Origin of the sequence: Tenacibaculum sp. M341, from assembly GCF_004337695.1 — a bacterium.
GTDB lineage: Bacteria > Bacteroidota > Bacteroidia > Flavobacteriales > Flavobacteriaceae > Polaribacter.
The window spans coordinates 336165-353386 of record NZ_SJXJ01000003.1 but is presented as its reverse complement, the minus strand read 5'-3'; the positions used below and the strand labels follow the sequence as shown (position 1 = coordinate 353386).

At 27.1% G+C, this 17222-nt stretch carries 21 protein-coding genes; 20 read left to right on the top strand and 1 reads right to left on the bottom strand.

The annotated features are described in order from the left end of the window. Positions 1 to 43 precede the first annotated feature (43 nt). From EYW44_RS05175 to EYW44_RS05080, 20 genes are all read left to right on the top strand, one after another. On the top strand, positions 44 to 673 hold the full coding sequence (locus EYW44_RS05175; protein WP_132722612.1) for a hypothetical protein: 630 nt from the start codon (positions 44 to 46) through the stop codon (positions 671 to 673). Between the two features lie 51 nt (positions 674 to 724). After that, complete coding sequence (locus EYW44_RS05170) at positions 725 to 1291, top strand: suppressor of fused domain protein (RefSeq protein ID WP_132722611.1); 567 nt, start codon at positions 725 to 727, stop codon at positions 1289 to 1291. A gap of 145 nt (positions 1292 to 1436) precedes the next feature. Further along, on the top strand, positions 1437 to 1817 hold the full coding sequence (locus tag EYW44_RS05165; RefSeq protein ID WP_132722610.1) for a hypothetical protein: 381 nt from the start codon (positions 1437 to 1439) through the stop codon (positions 1815 to 1817). Between the two features lie 11 nt (positions 1818 to 1828). Then, entirely contained in the window at positions 1829 to 2344 is a 516-nt protein-coding gene (locus EYW44_RS05160) for a hypothetical protein (RefSeq protein ID WP_132722609.1), read from the top strand. Between the two features lie 98 nt (positions 2345 to 2442). Next, positions 2443 to 3459 (top strand): hypothetical protein, encoded by a 1017-nt coding sequence (locus EYW44_RS05155; protein WP_132722608.1) that lies wholly within the window; start codon positions 2443 to 2445, stop codon positions 3457 to 3459. Between the two features lie 74 nt (positions 3460 to 3533). Then, complete coding sequence (locus tag EYW44_RS05150) at positions 3534 to 3950, top strand: hypothetical protein (RefSeq protein ID WP_132722607.1); 417 nt, start codon at positions 3534 to 3536, stop codon at positions 3948 to 3950. A gap of 25 nt (positions 3951 to 3975) precedes the next feature. After that, positions 3976 to 4554, top strand: coding sequence for a hypothetical protein (locus EYW44_RS05145; RefSeq protein ID WP_132722606.1), 579 nt, complete (start codon positions 3976 to 3978; stop codon positions 4552 to 4554). Positions 4555 to 4729: 175 nt separating this feature from the next. Beyond that, the gene (locus EYW44_RS05140; protein WP_132722605.1) at positions 4730 to 5086 is read left to right on the top strand and encodes a hypothetical protein; all 357 of its coding nucleotides are present in this window, start codon (positions 4730 to 4732) and stop codon (positions 5084 to 5086) included. Between the two features lie 72 nt (positions 5087 to 5158). Further along, a complete protein-coding gene (locus EYW44_RS05135) occupies positions 5159 to 5674 on the top strand; it encodes a gliding motility-associated C-terminal domain-containing protein (RefSeq protein ID WP_132722604.1) in 516 nt (171 codons plus the stop codon). Positions 5675 to 5890: 216 nt separating this feature from the next. Then, positions 5891 to 6646: a hypothetical protein gene (locus tag EYW44_RS05130; protein ID WP_132722603.1), complete on the top strand. Its 756-nt coding sequence runs from the start codon at positions 5891 to 5893 to the stop codon at positions 6644 to 6646. 263 nt (positions 6647 to 6909) lie between these two features. Then, on the top strand, positions 6910 to 7287 hold the full coding sequence (locus tag EYW44_RS05125) for an HU family DNA-binding protein (protein WP_132722602.1): 378 nt from the start codon (positions 6910 to 6912) through the stop codon (positions 7285 to 7287). 827 nt (positions 7288 to 8114) lie between these two features. Continuing rightward, positions 8115 to 8681, top strand: coding sequence for a hypothetical protein (locus EYW44_RS05120; protein ID WP_132722601.1), 567 nt, complete (start codon positions 8115 to 8117; stop codon positions 8679 to 8681). Between the two features lie 97 nt (positions 8682 to 8778). Beyond that, positions 8779 to 9378, top strand: coding sequence for a hypothetical protein (locus EYW44_RS05115; protein ID WP_132722600.1), 600 nt, complete (start codon positions 8779 to 8781; stop codon positions 9376 to 9378). 207 nt (positions 9379 to 9585) lie between these two features. After that, on the top strand, positions 9586 to 10299 hold the full coding sequence (locus EYW44_RS05110) for a hypothetical protein (RefSeq protein ID WP_132722599.1): 714 nt from the start codon (positions 9586 to 9588) through the stop codon (positions 10297 to 10299). Positions 10300 to 10377: 78 nt separating this feature from the next. Further along, on the top strand, positions 10378 to 10908 hold the full coding sequence (locus EYW44_RS05105; protein WP_132722598.1) for a hypothetical protein: 531 nt from the start codon (positions 10378 to 10380) through the stop codon (positions 10906 to 10908). A gap of 101 nt (positions 10909 to 11009) precedes the next feature. Beyond that, positions 11010 to 11480 (top strand): DUF3291 domain-containing protein, encoded by a 471-nt coding sequence (locus EYW44_RS05100; RefSeq protein WP_132722597.1) that lies wholly within the window; start codon positions 11010 to 11012, stop codon positions 11478 to 11480. Between the two features lie 41 nt (positions 11481 to 11521). Next, the gene (locus tag EYW44_RS05095) at positions 11522 to 12031 is read left to right on the top strand and encodes a hypothetical protein (protein ID WP_132722596.1); all 510 of its coding nucleotides are present in this window, start codon (positions 11522 to 11524) and stop codon (positions 12029 to 12031) included. Between the two features lie 334 nt (positions 12032 to 12365). Continuing rightward, entirely contained in the window at positions 12366 to 14201 is a 1836-nt protein-coding gene (locus tag EYW44_RS05090; protein ID WP_132722595.1) for an AIPR family protein, read from the top strand. A gap of 212 nt (positions 14202 to 14413) precedes the next feature. Beyond that, positions 14414 to 15649 carry a hypothetical protein gene (locus EYW44_RS05085; protein WP_132722594.1) on the top strand — a complete coding sequence of 412 codons (1236 nt, stop codon included), beginning with the start codon at positions 14414 to 14416 and terminating at the stop codon, positions 15647 to 15649. 162 nt (positions 15650 to 15811) lie between these two features. Beyond that, positions 15812 to 16387, top strand: coding sequence for a hypothetical protein (locus EYW44_RS05080; RefSeq protein WP_132722593.1), 576 nt, complete (start codon positions 15812 to 15814; stop codon positions 16385 to 16387). A gap of 520 nt (positions 16388 to 16907) precedes the next feature. Here EYW44_RS05080 and EYW44_RS05075 read toward each other — a convergent pair. Then, positions 16908 to 17201, bottom strand: a complete 294-nt coding sequence (locus EYW44_RS05075) for a thioredoxin family protein (RefSeq protein WP_132722592.1) — start codon at positions 17199 to 17201, stop codon at positions 16908 to 16910. Between the last annotated feature and the right edge of the window lie 21 nt (positions 17202 to 17222).

Here is a 17222-nt window from a genome sequence, read left to right as displayed (position 1 = left end):
AATAAAAAACTTAAAAACATACTTTGCATTTCTTTGGATTTTTTTGACAACAAATTTATGTACTGCTCAAACTGAAAATTATTTTAAAGACTACACCTTTGAATCAATTCAAGTTCAAGCAGATTCAATACATCAATTTGTAGTTAAAGCAATGTCGGAAAAAACTGAAAATAAAGACAAATGGGAAAGGAAGTTCTTTTGTGCATTTCCTAGCTCGTATGCTGTTATGGATTCTATTTTCGGTTTTAACGAAAAACCAGCACCTCTATATCATTCAAAAATCCCTCGAAAAGTTAAATCTTATGTAAATTCAGACTCACATATTGGATTTTTCAGTCAATTAACCTCAATTCCAGCAAACATATATTATAATAAATATGTTAACATTTGTATTGATGGTTATTGGCAAGCTGATAAAATAAGGGCAGGATTTGGTTTTGGACTACATTTATTTTACAACCCTAAACCATCTTGTATAGCACTGGCAAAAAAATCTGATTCAGAAATAAAAAGTGTTTTTAGATTCATATTTGACGGACCTCACCCTGGCAATAAACAAAATAGACACTTTTACAAAATATTGTTACCTGTAGTAAAAGCTGAAAATGAAAGATTGTCAAAACTGTTGACTGTTGCCTTCAACAAATTGATGAAAGAAAGTAACCAATATTAAATAAAACAGTGTTAAACTTTGACTATAACCAATTAAAATCTAACATGAAAAATGAATAAAAAAACTCCATTTGAAAGATATTTGAAACATCTAGACGATATTTTTATTGTTGAACCTGAATTCAACATGTTTGATTCAACAAACCCTAAACTTAGTGGTGTTACTTCTATAATTTACAAAGATATTCCTGAAAAAGGGATGATTACTGGAGTTACTTATGGACTCTCTCTTGAAAAACATGATGAATGGTTAAAAAATAAAAGAGGCGAATTAATAATTACTGTTAACTCAGAAAAAACCGACTGGGCTTTAGTTGTTGGTTATATTGCTAATAAATTAAGAGGTGAGACTCCATTTTGTTATGGAGATACAATTAACTTTGGAGAAAAAATATCCAATGATTCTGAAATGTCTGCTTTTACAATTTTTGCACCATCAATTCTTGAAAGTGAAGATTATTTAGATATTGATATTGGTTTGAATTATAAAATAAATATATCTGGACTTTATCCAATTTACTCCTCTGAAATTGATTTTATCAATAGTAATGGGTTTGAAAAGTTTTTGGATCACGAAAATTTTGATTTATATAGTATCAATAGAAATAAAGTAGAATAAATTACAAGTAGCAAAATTCATAATTAGTTATCACTAAATTTCCTCAACTCAAATTCAACCTTATTAATTAGCAACAATAATTATGAACAAAATTTATTTCTTAGGAATCATATATTTTATATGCAGCTGTAACAGTAATACATGTATGACAAAACGAGTAATCAACACCTCTTGTTTTGAAAATTTTCAGTCAATAAATTTAACTACTGTATCAAAATTATTAAACTCTTCTGAAAGAATTAATTGTTTTGAATGGGATAGTTTAGAAGTTGGTAAAAGAGATTCTTTCAAAAATTATCCTTGTATAAAGTTTCATCAAATATGCGAAAAAAATTGCGGGACTTATTTAGGTAAAGAATTAAGCAATCATATGGACTGGTTAGACGGAGATAAAAATTGGACTTTTATATATTTTTATAAAAATGGGAAAAAATTAAATGTCGCATTAGCTTTTCCTGAATCTCCTGATAATTTTTATACTAAAGCTACTGATAAATTAATTCGAGAACAAAACATTTCAAATTAAACATACACAAAGTGAATCTAATTGAAAAATACATAGAGGACTCAGACAACACCGAGTACTACAAGAGTGCTGTTGATAAATTAAACGCAGAGCAAAAAAACGATTTAGAAAACTTACTTGAAAAAATGGATAACTCAGGTGCTAAAAGTCCATTAGGTTGGGCTTTAAGTGAGATCACTGAAAATATTCCGCAGTTCGGAAGGTTTCTCTTTTTAAAAGAATTGTACGGAATTATTAATGATGTTGAAGAAAATTTAGCCTTTGCAGATGATGTAGATGAAAATTATGAAGATGATATTTTTGAAGTTGCCGAAAAATTAAAAAAAGTTATTGGTGACAAAGAGTTAAATAATTTTCTACAATCATATACTAAAGGTGTTATGTGGCAAGTAACCAATCAACTTGACGGTACTTACGGATTTGGAGAAGTTGGATGGACTTTAAAAGAATTCAAAAATGGTGCAACTAAAAGAAGTATAAACGGATTACACGAGAGTTTTAACGAATTTGAAGATGAATTAAAATGATTCAAACTGATTTTCTTCAGCTGTAATTCAATCTTATTAATTATCTTTCCTAAAGAAAAAATGCTCACTCTTCATTCACATAAAATTATATATAAGTAATGAACAAAACATTAAACTTTCAGAGAAATTTAATCATATTTGGAATCCCACTTTTGATGATAGCAATGATGATAGCGCTTTCGAAATCATCGGCTTTCATAACAAACACCAATACATTATCAATTGGAATTACATTCGATTTATTATTAACAGTTCCTATTGTTTACTTTTTGTTGATCAGAAAAACAAGTGTACCTAAAACAACTGTTGTTCCTTTTTTAATTATCGGAATGGTCATTTGTTCATTAATACTTCCATCAGAGAATCAATATTTCCTCAACCTTTTTAAAACTTGGGTATTTCCTATAGTTGAACTCTCAATCGTATCTTATATAATTTACAAAGTCCGTAATGCTGTGAAGCGTTATCAACTTAATAAAAACGAAAAAATTGACTTTTTTTCGGCTTTAAAAAACACGTGTTATGAAATACTTCCTAAAAGTGTGGTTATTCCTCTAGTTACTGAAATTGCCGTTTTTTATTATGGTTTTATTTACTGGAAAAAGAGAAAACTACATGAGAATGAATTCTCTTATCATAAAGAGAGCGGAACTGTAGCCCTATTAATTGCTATTATTTTTATTATTGCCATTGAAACTGTTACTCTGCATATTTTTCTTGAAAAATGGAGTGTTACCGTAGCTTGGATTTTAACTTTTTTAAGTGTTTATTCTGGAATTCAATTACTCGGATTCTTAAAATCACTTTCTAAAAGACCGATTGCTATTGAAAACAACAAACTATTGCTTCGATACGGTATTATGAATGAAACAATCATTGACATCAATACTATCGATAGCATTGAAATTTCGTCAAAAGATATTGAAGAGGATTCAGCAACTCGTAAACTATCGTTTTTAGGTGAATTGGAAGGACACAATGTTATTATCCGATTAAAACAAGAAAATGAATTAACTGGATTGTACGGAATTAAACGAAAGTATAGGAATATTGCTTTGCATGTAGACAAAAAAGTGGAATTTACTGATCGTATAAATGATGCTTTAAAGAAGTAGGTATAAGTAATTGTAAAAAAGCTACACTATAACTAAAATAAATACAATGGTATATAATATTATAATCAAAGAAATTGAAATATAAACTTTCATCTACTGATATATATGGCAATAATATTCCTTTAGAATATAAGATTAGAAATTTCATTACTGATGAAGGAATAAAAAAACAAGAATTCCAAACATTTATGATTGATGATGAAGAAGATGACTGGTTTGATTTTAAGATTGCTTTTATTAATACAAATTTAATCAAAGTAACAGACATGTTTGCTAGCAATAATAGACATAGAAAGAAAGGAATCCCTGAAGCATTAATACTAGAAGTAAAAAAACTATACAAGGATAAAAAAATTATTTCCAGTTCTAATAAACAACAACTAATAGCAGGAGAATGGAGAAAACCTGATGCAGATAAAGTCTGGAAAAGATTGATTAAAAAATCTTTTGCCAAATATAACCCTTACACGGATACTTATGAATTACTTTGATTATTCAAAAATAATTTAACATAAATTGAAAACTAAAACAAAATACATACTTCTCACTTTATCAATTATCGCATTTTCTTTATTGATTTTTAATTCAGTTAAAATGCAATATTGGTTCAATGTAAAAATAGAATTAGACATTTCAAAAGTTTTATTTTTTATAGGGCTAATTAGTTTTGGACTTTATTTACTTGCAAAAGATTGGCGCAATTTTTTGACAAAATTAATGATTGGCGCATTTGGAATTTGTTTAGTTTTAAATTTACTCTTATGGACTGAATATTATAAAACTTTACAAAAACAAAATAGACTTACTGAATATTATGAATTAGAAACTTGTGAAAAAATGGAAAATCGATTCTATATTGACTTGAAAAAAGATGAATTAAAATACTTTGATTTCGGCTTAGGTTCTATTATCGGAATGGATAAAATTATGAAATCGAATTATAAGATTGAATACTATTCAATGGGGTGTATTTTAAGGTCAGAAATGGAATGTTATAATAACCTAGTTGACAAGCATCTAAAAAAGAGTTTTAACAAATCTATATCTGACATCTACAAAGAAACAGATTTTCATAAACTAATAAAAACTGAATAAAACACTGGTTAACAACATCTAAAAACACATTAAAACTCAGGTTAACCAAAACGTTATATACAATTCCCTATATATTAAATTTATTAATTAAGACTAAAGAAAAAAATAATCAACTGATTATTAATGATTAAAAAACTACTTTTAAGCAGACTAATGAAAACTATTTTATGGTATTATGAATGAAAATAAATTCCTAAAAAAATTTCAAGATAAGACCAACACTGAATTGGAAAATATAATTTCTAACCCCAAAAAATATGTTGAGCAAGCAAGATTAGCAGCAATAGAATTACTAAAAAGAAGAACAGAAAACTCAACTAAATATGAAAATATTAAAAAAGAGATTGAAATTAAAAAAAACAGAAAACAGCAAAAGAATAATCATCAAATTCCAAAACTAAAAGCAAAACATGCTTTGAGCCCTTTTAAATGGATATTAATAATTCTCTTTTTCCCTATTTCATTAATATTTGTCGGCTATTACAATCAAAAAAGAAATAAAAAAACATATTGGAATCAAGAAAAGAAATAAACTACGTATAACAAAACCTAAATTCCATATATAACCTAGTTATACCATTACCCATCATTAAACAAACCCCAAATGAAAAACAGAACAATACTATTATTTTCAAGCATTTTACTAATGTTTCAAATCTTTAGTTGTAGTGACAAAACCGAACAAGAACCTAAATTAGATACTTTTTTATGTTGTGGAGAAAATCCTTTCTCGAATTCAAACATCGATAATCTCGACCAAACTATAGGTGAAATTATTCCTAGTGGAGCTTTTACACCGAATGGAGACGGAATTAATGACTCTTTTAAAATCCAAAACATAGAATTTTATACAAATCATTCTGTAATCATTTATGATATAGACGATAATATTGTTTATGAGACTACGAATTACGAAAACAATCCATTTCTAGGCGTAAACCAATCAGACAACTCAGAATTGAGCTTTGGAACTTATAAATATAAAATAGTAGTTGAAAATGAAACTACCTTTGTAGAATTTGGATACGTTTGCTTAATTAGAAACTTTTCTGAATCTGGTGATTTTAGTTTTGTAAATTGTACAACTGAAGATCCTAATGACCCTATATTATCACAATAACTGTGGGTAACAATGGTGACTATTTCGAACACATTAGACGAATTGGAAATTAATTAGTTATCTTATTTTGTTCATAAGTTTACACATCAAAAAAAAAGAAAAACAGCAAATATATCTTACTCTATTTATTATTTCTAAAAAATAATTTTAGCTGTATAACCTAAAAAACACAATTGTGTTTAATCAATGGTTAGTACAAATTCAGATTTACCATAAATGAATAAATTAATATTCTTAATAGTTTTAATTATTATTGTTTCCTGTAAAACAAAAAAAGCCTTTACTAGATTTTACCTTTCCAATGATTGTTATTCAAGTTCATTATTTAATGTTCCTAATAGCAAAACATCTGAAAAAAAAGAATCAATTGAATATTCCTCGTTAGAAATGATCAAAAATCATAATGAAATAATTAACGAATCTGAAATAAACAGAAGTAATCTTTATGATTTAAAAACTAATAAATACACAAACAATTGCTTAAACATTATTGTTGATACATCTGCTAATATAAATATTGAAAAAAAATGGCACAAATTAGTAGGTTGTTCACCCTACACAAGTTCCAATAAAAACCAAAAGAACACAGTAAAATTAGCCGCACGATTAGTGTATATTTATAACCCGATGAATGAAAATGCATTCATTGATGTTACAATGAATAATGTTTATGCTATTCAAGAAGCTAAAAATGAAAACGGAAATTGGAAACCTATAGAATTCGCCAATTTAGGTGATTGGTGTACTATCCAAACAAATAGAATTTTGACTATAAAACCTAAGAAATATTTGAAATTTAAAATAATAAAATACAAAGGTGAATTTAAGACTCAAATGAGGTTGAAAATTAAAAGTTTCAATAATGTTTTTTATTCAAATATTTATATCGGAACTATAAATAAAAGTCAATTTAAAATGTGTTCATACATGAAAGATAAAGAATATTATGACCCCCTATTTTTTAATAATTAGAAAACTGTTTTTCATACCTCCTTATTCTTATCAAAACCTCTTCAAAGTGACAACTATTAATATTCAATCATATTTCTAACTTATACTCTCACACAACACCCCCCACTTTTTACTGCAACTACAGATACTAGCCAATGCATTAACACCTTAAAACTACATTAAATACTATTTTTGACTCACAAGCTATACTATTAAAAAATAGCTAAAGAGAAAAAAGTATCACCCGTAGTAGCCATAGCTTTACTACACAAAACAAAAAAATTATGATTAATGTAAAAAGAATTCAAAAGATCAATCCGCAAGACATTACCGCACCTAAAAAACATTACTTGCATGCTGTAGGAAGTGGTGTCACCGATTTAGAACGTTTAGCTTATTTAATTTCTAACCAAAGTACAGTTAGAGAAGCAGATTGTTATGCCGTAGTACTATCATTAGTACACAATATTTTAGATGAATTAGCACAAGGAAAAATTATAAAACTAGATACGTTAGGTACTTTTAAAATTGGTATAAATTCATCAGGAGTGGTTACTAAAGATGAAGTTAGCATTCGATTAATTAACAAATCGCATATCAATTTTAGACCCGATAAACGTTTAAAACAATTATTAAAAAACGTTGATTATAAATTAGTGTAACTGGTTTTATCATTTTTTAAAACGTACAACCTCAAAAATGCATTGGTATTTTTGAGGTTTTTTTGTGCTTTTTTGTCAAAAATGCTGCTGCTGCAATTTTTTTTTGCAGCTTTGCTCTTGTGTAACCGAAGCTTTGCACCTAACCAACTGCAAAGCTGCAACCAACCAAACGCAACTTTGCTCTTGTATAACCGCAACTTTGCAAAAAATAAAAGCTAAGCTTCTTTTTTAATCGCTATAATTCGCTACTTTTTACTGTTACTATTGCAGTTTTTCATACTCAAAAAGCGATTTTGAGGTATTTAAAGCAATGACTTTTCACTCTTTTTACTGCAATCTGTTCATGTTACTACTGTGTTAAAATGTTTAATTTGTCTTATTTGTTTAATATTAAAATAACTCAACAAAGAGATATTATTCCTTAAAAATTAAATATCAAAAACATTGTGCTACTATTATTATTTTATAAATTTATCGTGAGTTCGATTTAAGAATGCAATTTAAACATGTAAATTAATGAATTACGTCATTACGATGAACGAAACATAGTGAAGTGAAGAAGTAATCTGTTAGTTTAATAACTAAAATCTCGTTTTAAAAACAAAGATTGCTTCATCCGTTTTACTTCTTCGCAAAGACTTCTTTATTTACAAGTCGGTAAAGGTAAAATTACATCGAATTCACGTAAAAAAGATTAAGAAATAAGTAGTTAAACTTCCTATTCCTTTTTATTTTTTTATAACAAAATATAAACAATATAATGGGAATAAACAGAATTGTGTTTAGCCCTACATTGTAGTACATTAATAAAAACAATAAAGAAATAAATGGTTGATATTGGTAGCTTGATAATTTCTGGAGCAAAAATGTTAGGAACTAAATTAATTAAAGATAATTTAGGCTCTTTCAGTCTCAGAGAGATATTAAAAAAAGAACAAGAAATAATTAGAGAAAAAGGTGATGATTTGATACTTTATAAATTGAATTTAATTTCTCCTTACGCTGATTTTTGTGAACTTCCTGATTTTGAAATCAACAATCCGACAATGAATAAAGTATTAACAACTCCATTCTATAATGCAGCTAAAAAAATAGTTTTTGACTTGAAATATACTGATGATGAATTTAAATATTGTAAAGAGAATTTTTTAGCGAAAGAAGTTAATGATCAATTAGAGTTGATCGATTTTTTGACTGAAAATCAAACTAATTTAAAACAAAATGACTCAAGATATTATTTAGGATTCCGTAGTTTCTATTTTGCTTTTCGACAAAATATAGACGTCATCGATTATGAATATATCTCTGCTATAAACAAAACTCTTACTCCTTTTTTCACTAATTATAAACACAAAGAGTTATTTATACCAGGATTAGACTTTATCGAAAAATAAAAACAAAATATAAAAATCAGGCTCTGTGTTAATCCGAAAAGTAAGTGTCTTTTTAAACGCTACGTTTCATACACAAACCGTTCTAAGCAAGCATAGAATGACCGAAAAAGAAAGTAAATATTATGAAAGAATAAAAAGTGAACTAATCGGACAAAAGATCTGTGAGGTTTATTATGAAGAAGTTAATTGGGAAACTGATGAATCTGAATTTTGGGAATTCTCAACTGATATTCACTCGGTCGATATGAATGTAATATTCCGATTGGAAAACGGAAAACTTATTCAAATATTTTGGGATAACGAATTTTATAGTTATGATGTCGGATTTACCATTATTGATAAATTAGAGAAAAAAAAAGAAGGGTTTAAAACCTTTAATGTTTCGGAAAATAAAAATTGGAAAAAACTGATTGGAGAAAAAATATCTGGAATCAGAGTTTTATGGGATATTAGTGAAGGAATTACAACAGAATATGAAAACGATAGAATAGTTAAATCCGAAAATACTGTTATCAAATTACCTCAAACTTGGGAATTCTCATTCGGTAAAAATAAAATTTGGATTGCTACTCTAGAGATAAAAGAAGATGAATCTGATAATTATTATTGGGCGGACCATTTAACAATAATTTTCTCTAATGAAGTTCAAGAAAAATATAAACTGAGTGAAAATACTGGCTCACAATATTATATATAGCGAATTGGGTGATTAGTATTTAACAGAAAGGTGACTATCTTTTTGTAAAGTCACCAAATCTTTTGATTTGGTATTAAAGAGAGTTTAAAACAAAACACAAAAGACTTGGCTTGTTGCTAAACCGAAAAATAATCGCTTGTTTTCTGCCCAACTTGTCATATATTTAACGTTAGCCACCATGAAAACAAAAAAGGAAGAAAAAATAAAATGTATATCGTAAAAGGAAAAATCCGAGAATATGTCCATTTTGGAAATCAAAAATTATTGAGAAAAGGTTCTCCACATTTTCTTCCAAATACTGAAATTGTACTTTCTCATTTTTATAATAGTCAATATAGATTCCATCATAAGTTATGGGTTAGAGGAATTCATAGATCTGGATTATTGAAGAAAAAGCCCATTTACTTTAAATTTCTAACAGACTTAAGATTAGAAGAAGTAAAAAATCCTTCATCAAAAACTATGAAGTTTATAAAGAACAATCAGATATTAACTACGGGAAATGGCAATTCTGGTTATCATTTGAATGAAGTAAAAGAAATGATTGATTTTTTCAAAGAGTATGAAGAACCAGAAGTAAAAGCAGGTCAAATAACAGATAATTTATTTATAAAATCTAAAGATTTTGTGAGTGAAATTCAAACGTTACTTGTTCAAAAAAATTACGAAGAATTACTTAATAAATACCTAAAATTCCCTATTGAAATTAAGAAAAGAAAAGAATTTAAGACTTCAATAATCAATAAAAATCAATTTGTCAAAAATTATAAATTGGAGTTTATTGAAAGAGTTGGGAAAACAATACTTGAAACCGATTTGGAAACAATATTCCCTTCCACTGATAGAATGATAATTGGATTAGCAGAGATTGAAATAAAAGGAGAATATGAATTTAAAATTTCAAAAATAGAAATAGAATGAACACGGTGGCTAAAACGGAAAGTGTCAGCAAAAGCTGCCACCTGTGTTTAGCCCTACGTTATGTATAATCTTAAAAAAATGAACGAAACAACTAAATACCATTATCAGTATTTAATAGATTCTGTGAAATATCTGGAATCAATAAATCATAACAAAATGAATGGTTGTTCGCAAAAAGAAATTGATTCTATTAAGCAGACTTTTAATGGAAATATCCCTAGTTCTATTGAGGAATTTTTATTTCTTGGAGGAAAGACAATGGGCTTTGACAGATTTAATTCTTGCATAGAAAAAATTAAAGTCAACGATGGAATTGAAATGGTTAGAGCTAATCAACAAATCTTAATCAATGATTTAGAAAATGGTTTCAAATTGGACAATGATGATTATAGATTTATAAATATTGATATTGAAAATTTTATAGCAATTGATTATGGATTTATACATGGTAACAATTTCTTTTTGTTAATTAAGAAGAACTCAGGAAATGATCCTTTGACATTACAAATCGATTACGACAATGATTTAAGTAATATAGAAGAACCTTTTTCTAAATTATTTGATAAAATCATTAAAAGTTGGATCAGAAACACACGTAGCATTGTATAAAAAACATAAGGGAGTCTAAAATTGTTTGAACAGTTTGGGCTTATATTCAATGCCGCCAAATATAAAATTTGGTATTTAAACGAAAATTAAAAACATAAACAATGAATAAGAAACATCTTGCCCAGTACAATATTATCAAATTAAAAGATGAATTAAACTCTCCTATTATTAAAGAATTTAAAGACTTTCTAGCTCCAGTTAACTTATTGGCAGAAGAAAGTAGCGGTTTTATTTGGCGACTCAAGGATGAAAGTGGAGAAAGCGCTACCGAATTGGAAACTCCTTATGAGGATAAATTGATTTTTGTAAATATGTCTGTTTGGGAAAATTATGCCTCTTTAAGTGAGTATACCTATAAAACTGTACACAGTTATTTTCTCAAAAGCAGAAAAAAATGGGCGAATGAAATTGAAGGACATAAAGCAGTAATGTGGTATATTGACAAAGGTCATATTCCTACAATATCTGAGGCTAAAAAAAAATTGGATTTACTTAACCAAAATGGTTCTAGTCCAACAGCTTTTAGTATGTCTGAACTATATAATGAATCTGGAGAGAAATACAAAAAATAACATTTGCTAACACGGTCTATAAACAATTAACCTACTAAAAAATGACCAACTTAATTTTATTTATTGTAGCAAATAGTATTCTTGCGGTAGTAATTTGGTATTCTGAGAATAAATCAAATAAAAAATTAAGAAAAGAAATTAGTGGAAGGTATATACTAAAGGCTAATCTCACCTATAAAGTTTTGGGAATTATTTTTGTTTTTATTTCCATATTACTTACATATGCTATGATTCTAAATTGGAATCAAGAAATTCAGTTTATTGCACCTTTTGGAGTTCTACTATTTTTTATTCCAGGGGTTTTAATGATGATGTATTATTATAACTACAGTGTTGAGTTTAATGATTCAAGAATTATTATTACAAATTGGAAAGGAACAGAAAAAATCATTGAATGGAATGATATCATCAAAATTAAATTTATTGATTCTATAAAATACCTATATATTAAGTCTAATTCTGGTAAAACTCTAATTAATCAAGACTGTGTTGGATTTATTACTTTGATAGAAATGATAGAATTAAAAACTGATTCTAAATTAAAAAAATAAGAACACAATCGAGTAAACGGCTCTTCAGATAATTGAGTCCCACCTCACACCACCGTACGTAATTTTGACAATCTTTTTCTATTTAGGTTTTAAACTCTATTCTTTTAGAAAACATTTCAATTATATAACAAAATGACATTATTGTATTAAAATTTCACATTAAAAACATTGTGCTACTATTATTATTTTATAACTTTAAGTTCTAAGAAAAGATGAAGAAATATGTAACTAAACCTCCTATTCCTTTTTATTTTTCAATAACAAAATATAAATAATATAATGGGAATAAACACAATTGTGTTTAGCCCTACGTTGTACCTAATTACTAAAAAAAATGAACTGTAAACTTTTTATTGACAGTTATTTAAATAAAATATCTAAAAAATTTAATATTAGTCTTAATGATGCATTCGAAGTATTTTCTATTTCAGCAGTTTTGGATAGAAGTTTCGATGAAGTATATGATAATATATTAATAAAAGGAAGTGAAGATGGAGGAATCGATGGGATTTTTTTTAGTGAAGATTATGGTAATTACACAATGCATATTTTTCAATGTAAAAACTCTAAGAAATTTGGGCAAAATCAAATTGAAAAATTCAAAAATGATTTTAAAGAAATCTTTTTTGATGGTAATAAATCGAATAAACTTCATATATCAGGTTTAAATAAATCAATAGAAAAATTTAAACATATTGTTAGGTCTGGAAAAATTGTTGATTGTAAACAATACTTTGTATATAATGGAAAAATTGACGATCCAAAATTTACATCAAACAAAGTACTGACCGATAATTTTCACTCTGAAGATGAATTTGAAATTTGGGATTCTAATGATTTGTATCAAAAAATTAGACGCTTAGTAAAATCCTTAAATAAAAGAAAACAAATTAACTTTGTCTTTAAGCCTGAAAATTCAAACATTACATCAAAAAAAGATAATCAAGGCTTAATTAGTTTTTCTATTTATCAAGTAAAAGCTGCTATTTTTAGGATTCCAGCAAAACAGTTATGTGAATTATTAGACCTCGAAAAATCTACAAACGATACTTTTGAAAAAATATTTGCAGAAAATATTAGAGGTTTTTTAGGTAAGAAAAATTTAACCAATGAAAAGATACTTGAAACTATTAATAGTGACAAAAATGTATATTTTCCTTTTTTAAATAATGGAATAACAATAATCTGTAACGAATTTAATTTACCATATAATCCTCAATTAGGTACTTATAACTTACCTACAAAAAATCCAGTAATTGTAAATGGTTTACAAACCACTTATATTCTTTATCAAGAATACCTTAAAGATGAAAACATATTAGATGATGTATACATAACTATTCGTCTTTATGAAACTGAAGACCCAGAGCTTGTAGAATTAATTACAGATGCAACAAATACTCAAAGTGCTATTGGTTTCAGAGATAAAATAAGTAATAAGAAATTTAATGTTTATGCAAAAGAATTATTTGAAAACAAAGGTATTGGCTATATAACTAAACGTGGAGAAGTATTTGTAAATAATAGTGATAGTCTAAGTAAAACAATTCATAACACTTCATTAATTCCATTATGGTATTCTGCTTTTTTTGAATCACCACATATAGCGTTGAGTGCTCCTAAATTTATGTATAAAGAAGTATTTCAAGCAACAAATAAATCTGAACATCCTCTTTATGAAATTTTAAAAGGAGATATTGACTCACCATTTTATAGTCAATTATTTTTTGTTTATTCTCTTATCGAAATTTTCAAGTCTGAGCACAAAAAAAGCCAAAACTCAGTTGACTCTGATTTCTCAACCAAATTTGACAATTTATTAAATATTGGAGATGAATATATTGTTTATCTTCTATATAAATTAATTGATGATGAATTAGAAGGTGATTTTAGTAATTTATCGACCAAAACAATATACAATTCTATATATGAGTTAATAGAAATAATATCTAAAACAGATTATGATCCGAGCAAGTTTGGTAATAAAGGAGCTTTTATAATTAGTATCCTAAGTTTTCAAAACAAAACAAGAAATATTAGAAAATTACAAACCCAATTTAGAACAATCGAAGATTATTTAGAATTATTCGATGGACATAAAAATCAATCTGAAATTGTTGAGAAAGTAAAGAATACATTAATCAATTTAGATGAAATAGAAATAAACTAGGTACAACACGGTATAAAAAACATAGTGCGTTTGTGTTAACTCCAAAGTTCTGTGATTATTTATAAAGTCCGCCAAATATAAAATTTGATATTTTCAACAAAAAAGATAAAAGCAAAATATTTATATTTGACTTGGCATCAAACCGAAACGTATCGCTTATCATCTGCCCTACTTTTCTTATACTGAACGTTGTGTGCAATTAAAACCAAACTATGAATAACGGTCTAAAAAAGATAATTGAGAATAATCCAACTGTTAAAATTGAAAAAGTAAAAGACTTTCACATCATAAAAAATTTATGGGAAGATGATTCAATTGGCTTTAAAATAGATACAGGAAAACGAACTACTGTTTTAATGAAAATAAAGTTTCCGCCAGAAATTATTGGTTTACACCATTTTGAAGATGATAAACTTGAATTCATATTTTCACCTCGTTTAAAAACTGACCCAATTATTAAGAAAAAATTCACTTTCAATTATCAAGGTGAATCTTATAAATGTCATTTCGACACTTGTTCAAAATCGATTGAGTTTCTTGCTAAAAACTTAAGGATTCTTAAACCAGATACAGATTCAGAACATAGAAACTTAAGAGATTTTAGAAGTTACTTTGACAACAAAGGACCTGCGTACATTCAACAATACAATAAAGACAGGGTTCCAATTTCATTTTTTGTTGAAGGTAATTTTAAGAAGTTTAAAGGTCAATTTACGCCTTTACTTAAAACTCTTAATTTTTATATGAGCTACTTTGAGCGTTCTCATCCGAAAATAGTCCTATTGAACAATGAAAAAGAAACAGAAGAAATAAAAAGACCTTGTATTTCTAAAGAAAAATCTTTTCCAAAGACAATAAATGCCAAAAAGATAAATGAGACAATTCTAGACATTTTCGAAGTCGCAAATAGTACTCGTGATTTAAGATTAAGGTTTATTTTTTATTTTCAAATCATTGAATATTGCACGTACTATTTCCTAGAGACTGACGTAAGTAATAAACTAGAGAAAATATTATCACAACCTGATATTGCTGATAATACATCTGAATATTCTAAAAGAGTCCAAGACCTTTTAAAAAATCATTTCTATAAGAATAAATCTGATTCGAATAAATTAGAAAGTTCAATTAGCTTTTTTATTGATATAAATGACATAAAAGATGAATTGCTAACCAATACTGATTTCTTTTGCAAAGATTTGAAATTTGATGGTGGTTTAACTGTGAAAAAAATATTTGATAATAAAGAACAGGCTAAACACATTAATAACTCAACACTAAAATCTGTAAAAGAAAATATTGAAAAAATAAGAAATACTGTCGTTCATTTAAGACATTCGAGAGAAAACAAAGTTATTTTACCTACACCAAAAAACAATGAACTGATTAAACCATATTTATATTTGGTTAGAAGAATATCGGAAAAGATAGCATTACAATTTGAATAAACAAAAACTGCACACAACTATAGTAGCCGTTGCAACACTCTATAATTTCACAAAAAAACTTTTAAACAAACCTTTTTAAGAGGCTTATTTTTTAGTTAACTTGTTTGTTCAAAGTTTAACTTCTAATAAGCTCTGTTAACGACAAAACAAACCAATATAAATATGAAAAAAGGACTTTTATTATCAATACTTACATTTGGAATATTAGGATGTAAGAATGATACACCAAAAATAATTGATTTAACAAATTTAAAATCAACTGAAGGTTTTATTGATGTGCCCCTATCTATTATTGACAGTAAAGAATCTGGAGAATACATTGAATACAATACAAGTGCAACCTTGAATGATAATACTGTTGGAATTATTGTTAAATTGAAAAAAGATATTCCTGCTGGATTTGTAAATGGTGAACCTAAAAATATGTTTATTAAAGATGGAATTCAATTTATTTCCAAAGGAAAAGAAAGTGATAGATTACTCTCTTTTTTATCGAACAAATACGGACTAAACGACAACAATGTATCTATTAAAGATTCTCAAATATTTACCTGTGCTAATCTAAATCAAGAAAAAACTAATTATAAAAGCGGTACAAGTAGATTCAAAATTTTCTTAGAAAATGAAGAAGACTACGCTGAGTTATTTGTGAACTTCAATTTTTCTAAAAGAATAATTTATTTAAATGAAAAAGATGAAGAATACCGTAGCCCTCTAATAAAACTAATGAAAAAATAACCCTCAAATGAAAAACCTCCTCACTCCTCACATCACTTTCATTTTGTTAGCATTCCTATTCCTAACCATTGGTGTTATAAATAATATTGATGTTTTGAATATTTACACTAAAAACACGCTTGTAAACAAGAATAGTAGCTTTACAACGCAACGCTTAAACCTGTATGCTTTATTTATCTATTTATTAGGTATGGTCGGATTTGTATATTGGATACTGAAAAAGCAAAATATAAAACTTATACACTCGTTAGTTTTCAGTCATGCATTATTTTCTACAATAGGAATACTACTTGTTTCTTTTCCCAATCTAATAATCAAAAAAATATAGGCAACATCAACCTGTCAATGAGAATTGGGATGATCATGTTTTTAATAGCACAAATACTTTTTGTAATCAATATATTATTAGGAATACGCAGCAAGAAACAGCTTGATGTTATAACATAAAAAAAACGGTTGAATAGTTCCCCAACCGCTTTTAACCTCCTTGTTTTATATTTGCTTAAAAAGCTAATATTTCTTATACAAATTGCTTTACCAAACCAATCAACGTATTGGCATCTTGCTCGCCTGTTTTTCTCCACTTCATTTCTCCATTTTTATAAATCATAAAAGTAGGATTCCCTTTTACTCTTAAAGCTTCCGCAAGCACTTCATTTTTTTTAATATCAATTTTAATAACTTTGGCTTTATCGCCTAAGGCCGCAGCAACATCGCGTAAAGTATCTAAACTATTATCGGTGTCGTCCCAGTCGAAATAAAAATCTATCAATACAGGCTTACTGATATTAATAATTTCACCAAACTTTGTCATTTTAAATTAAATTAATTAACG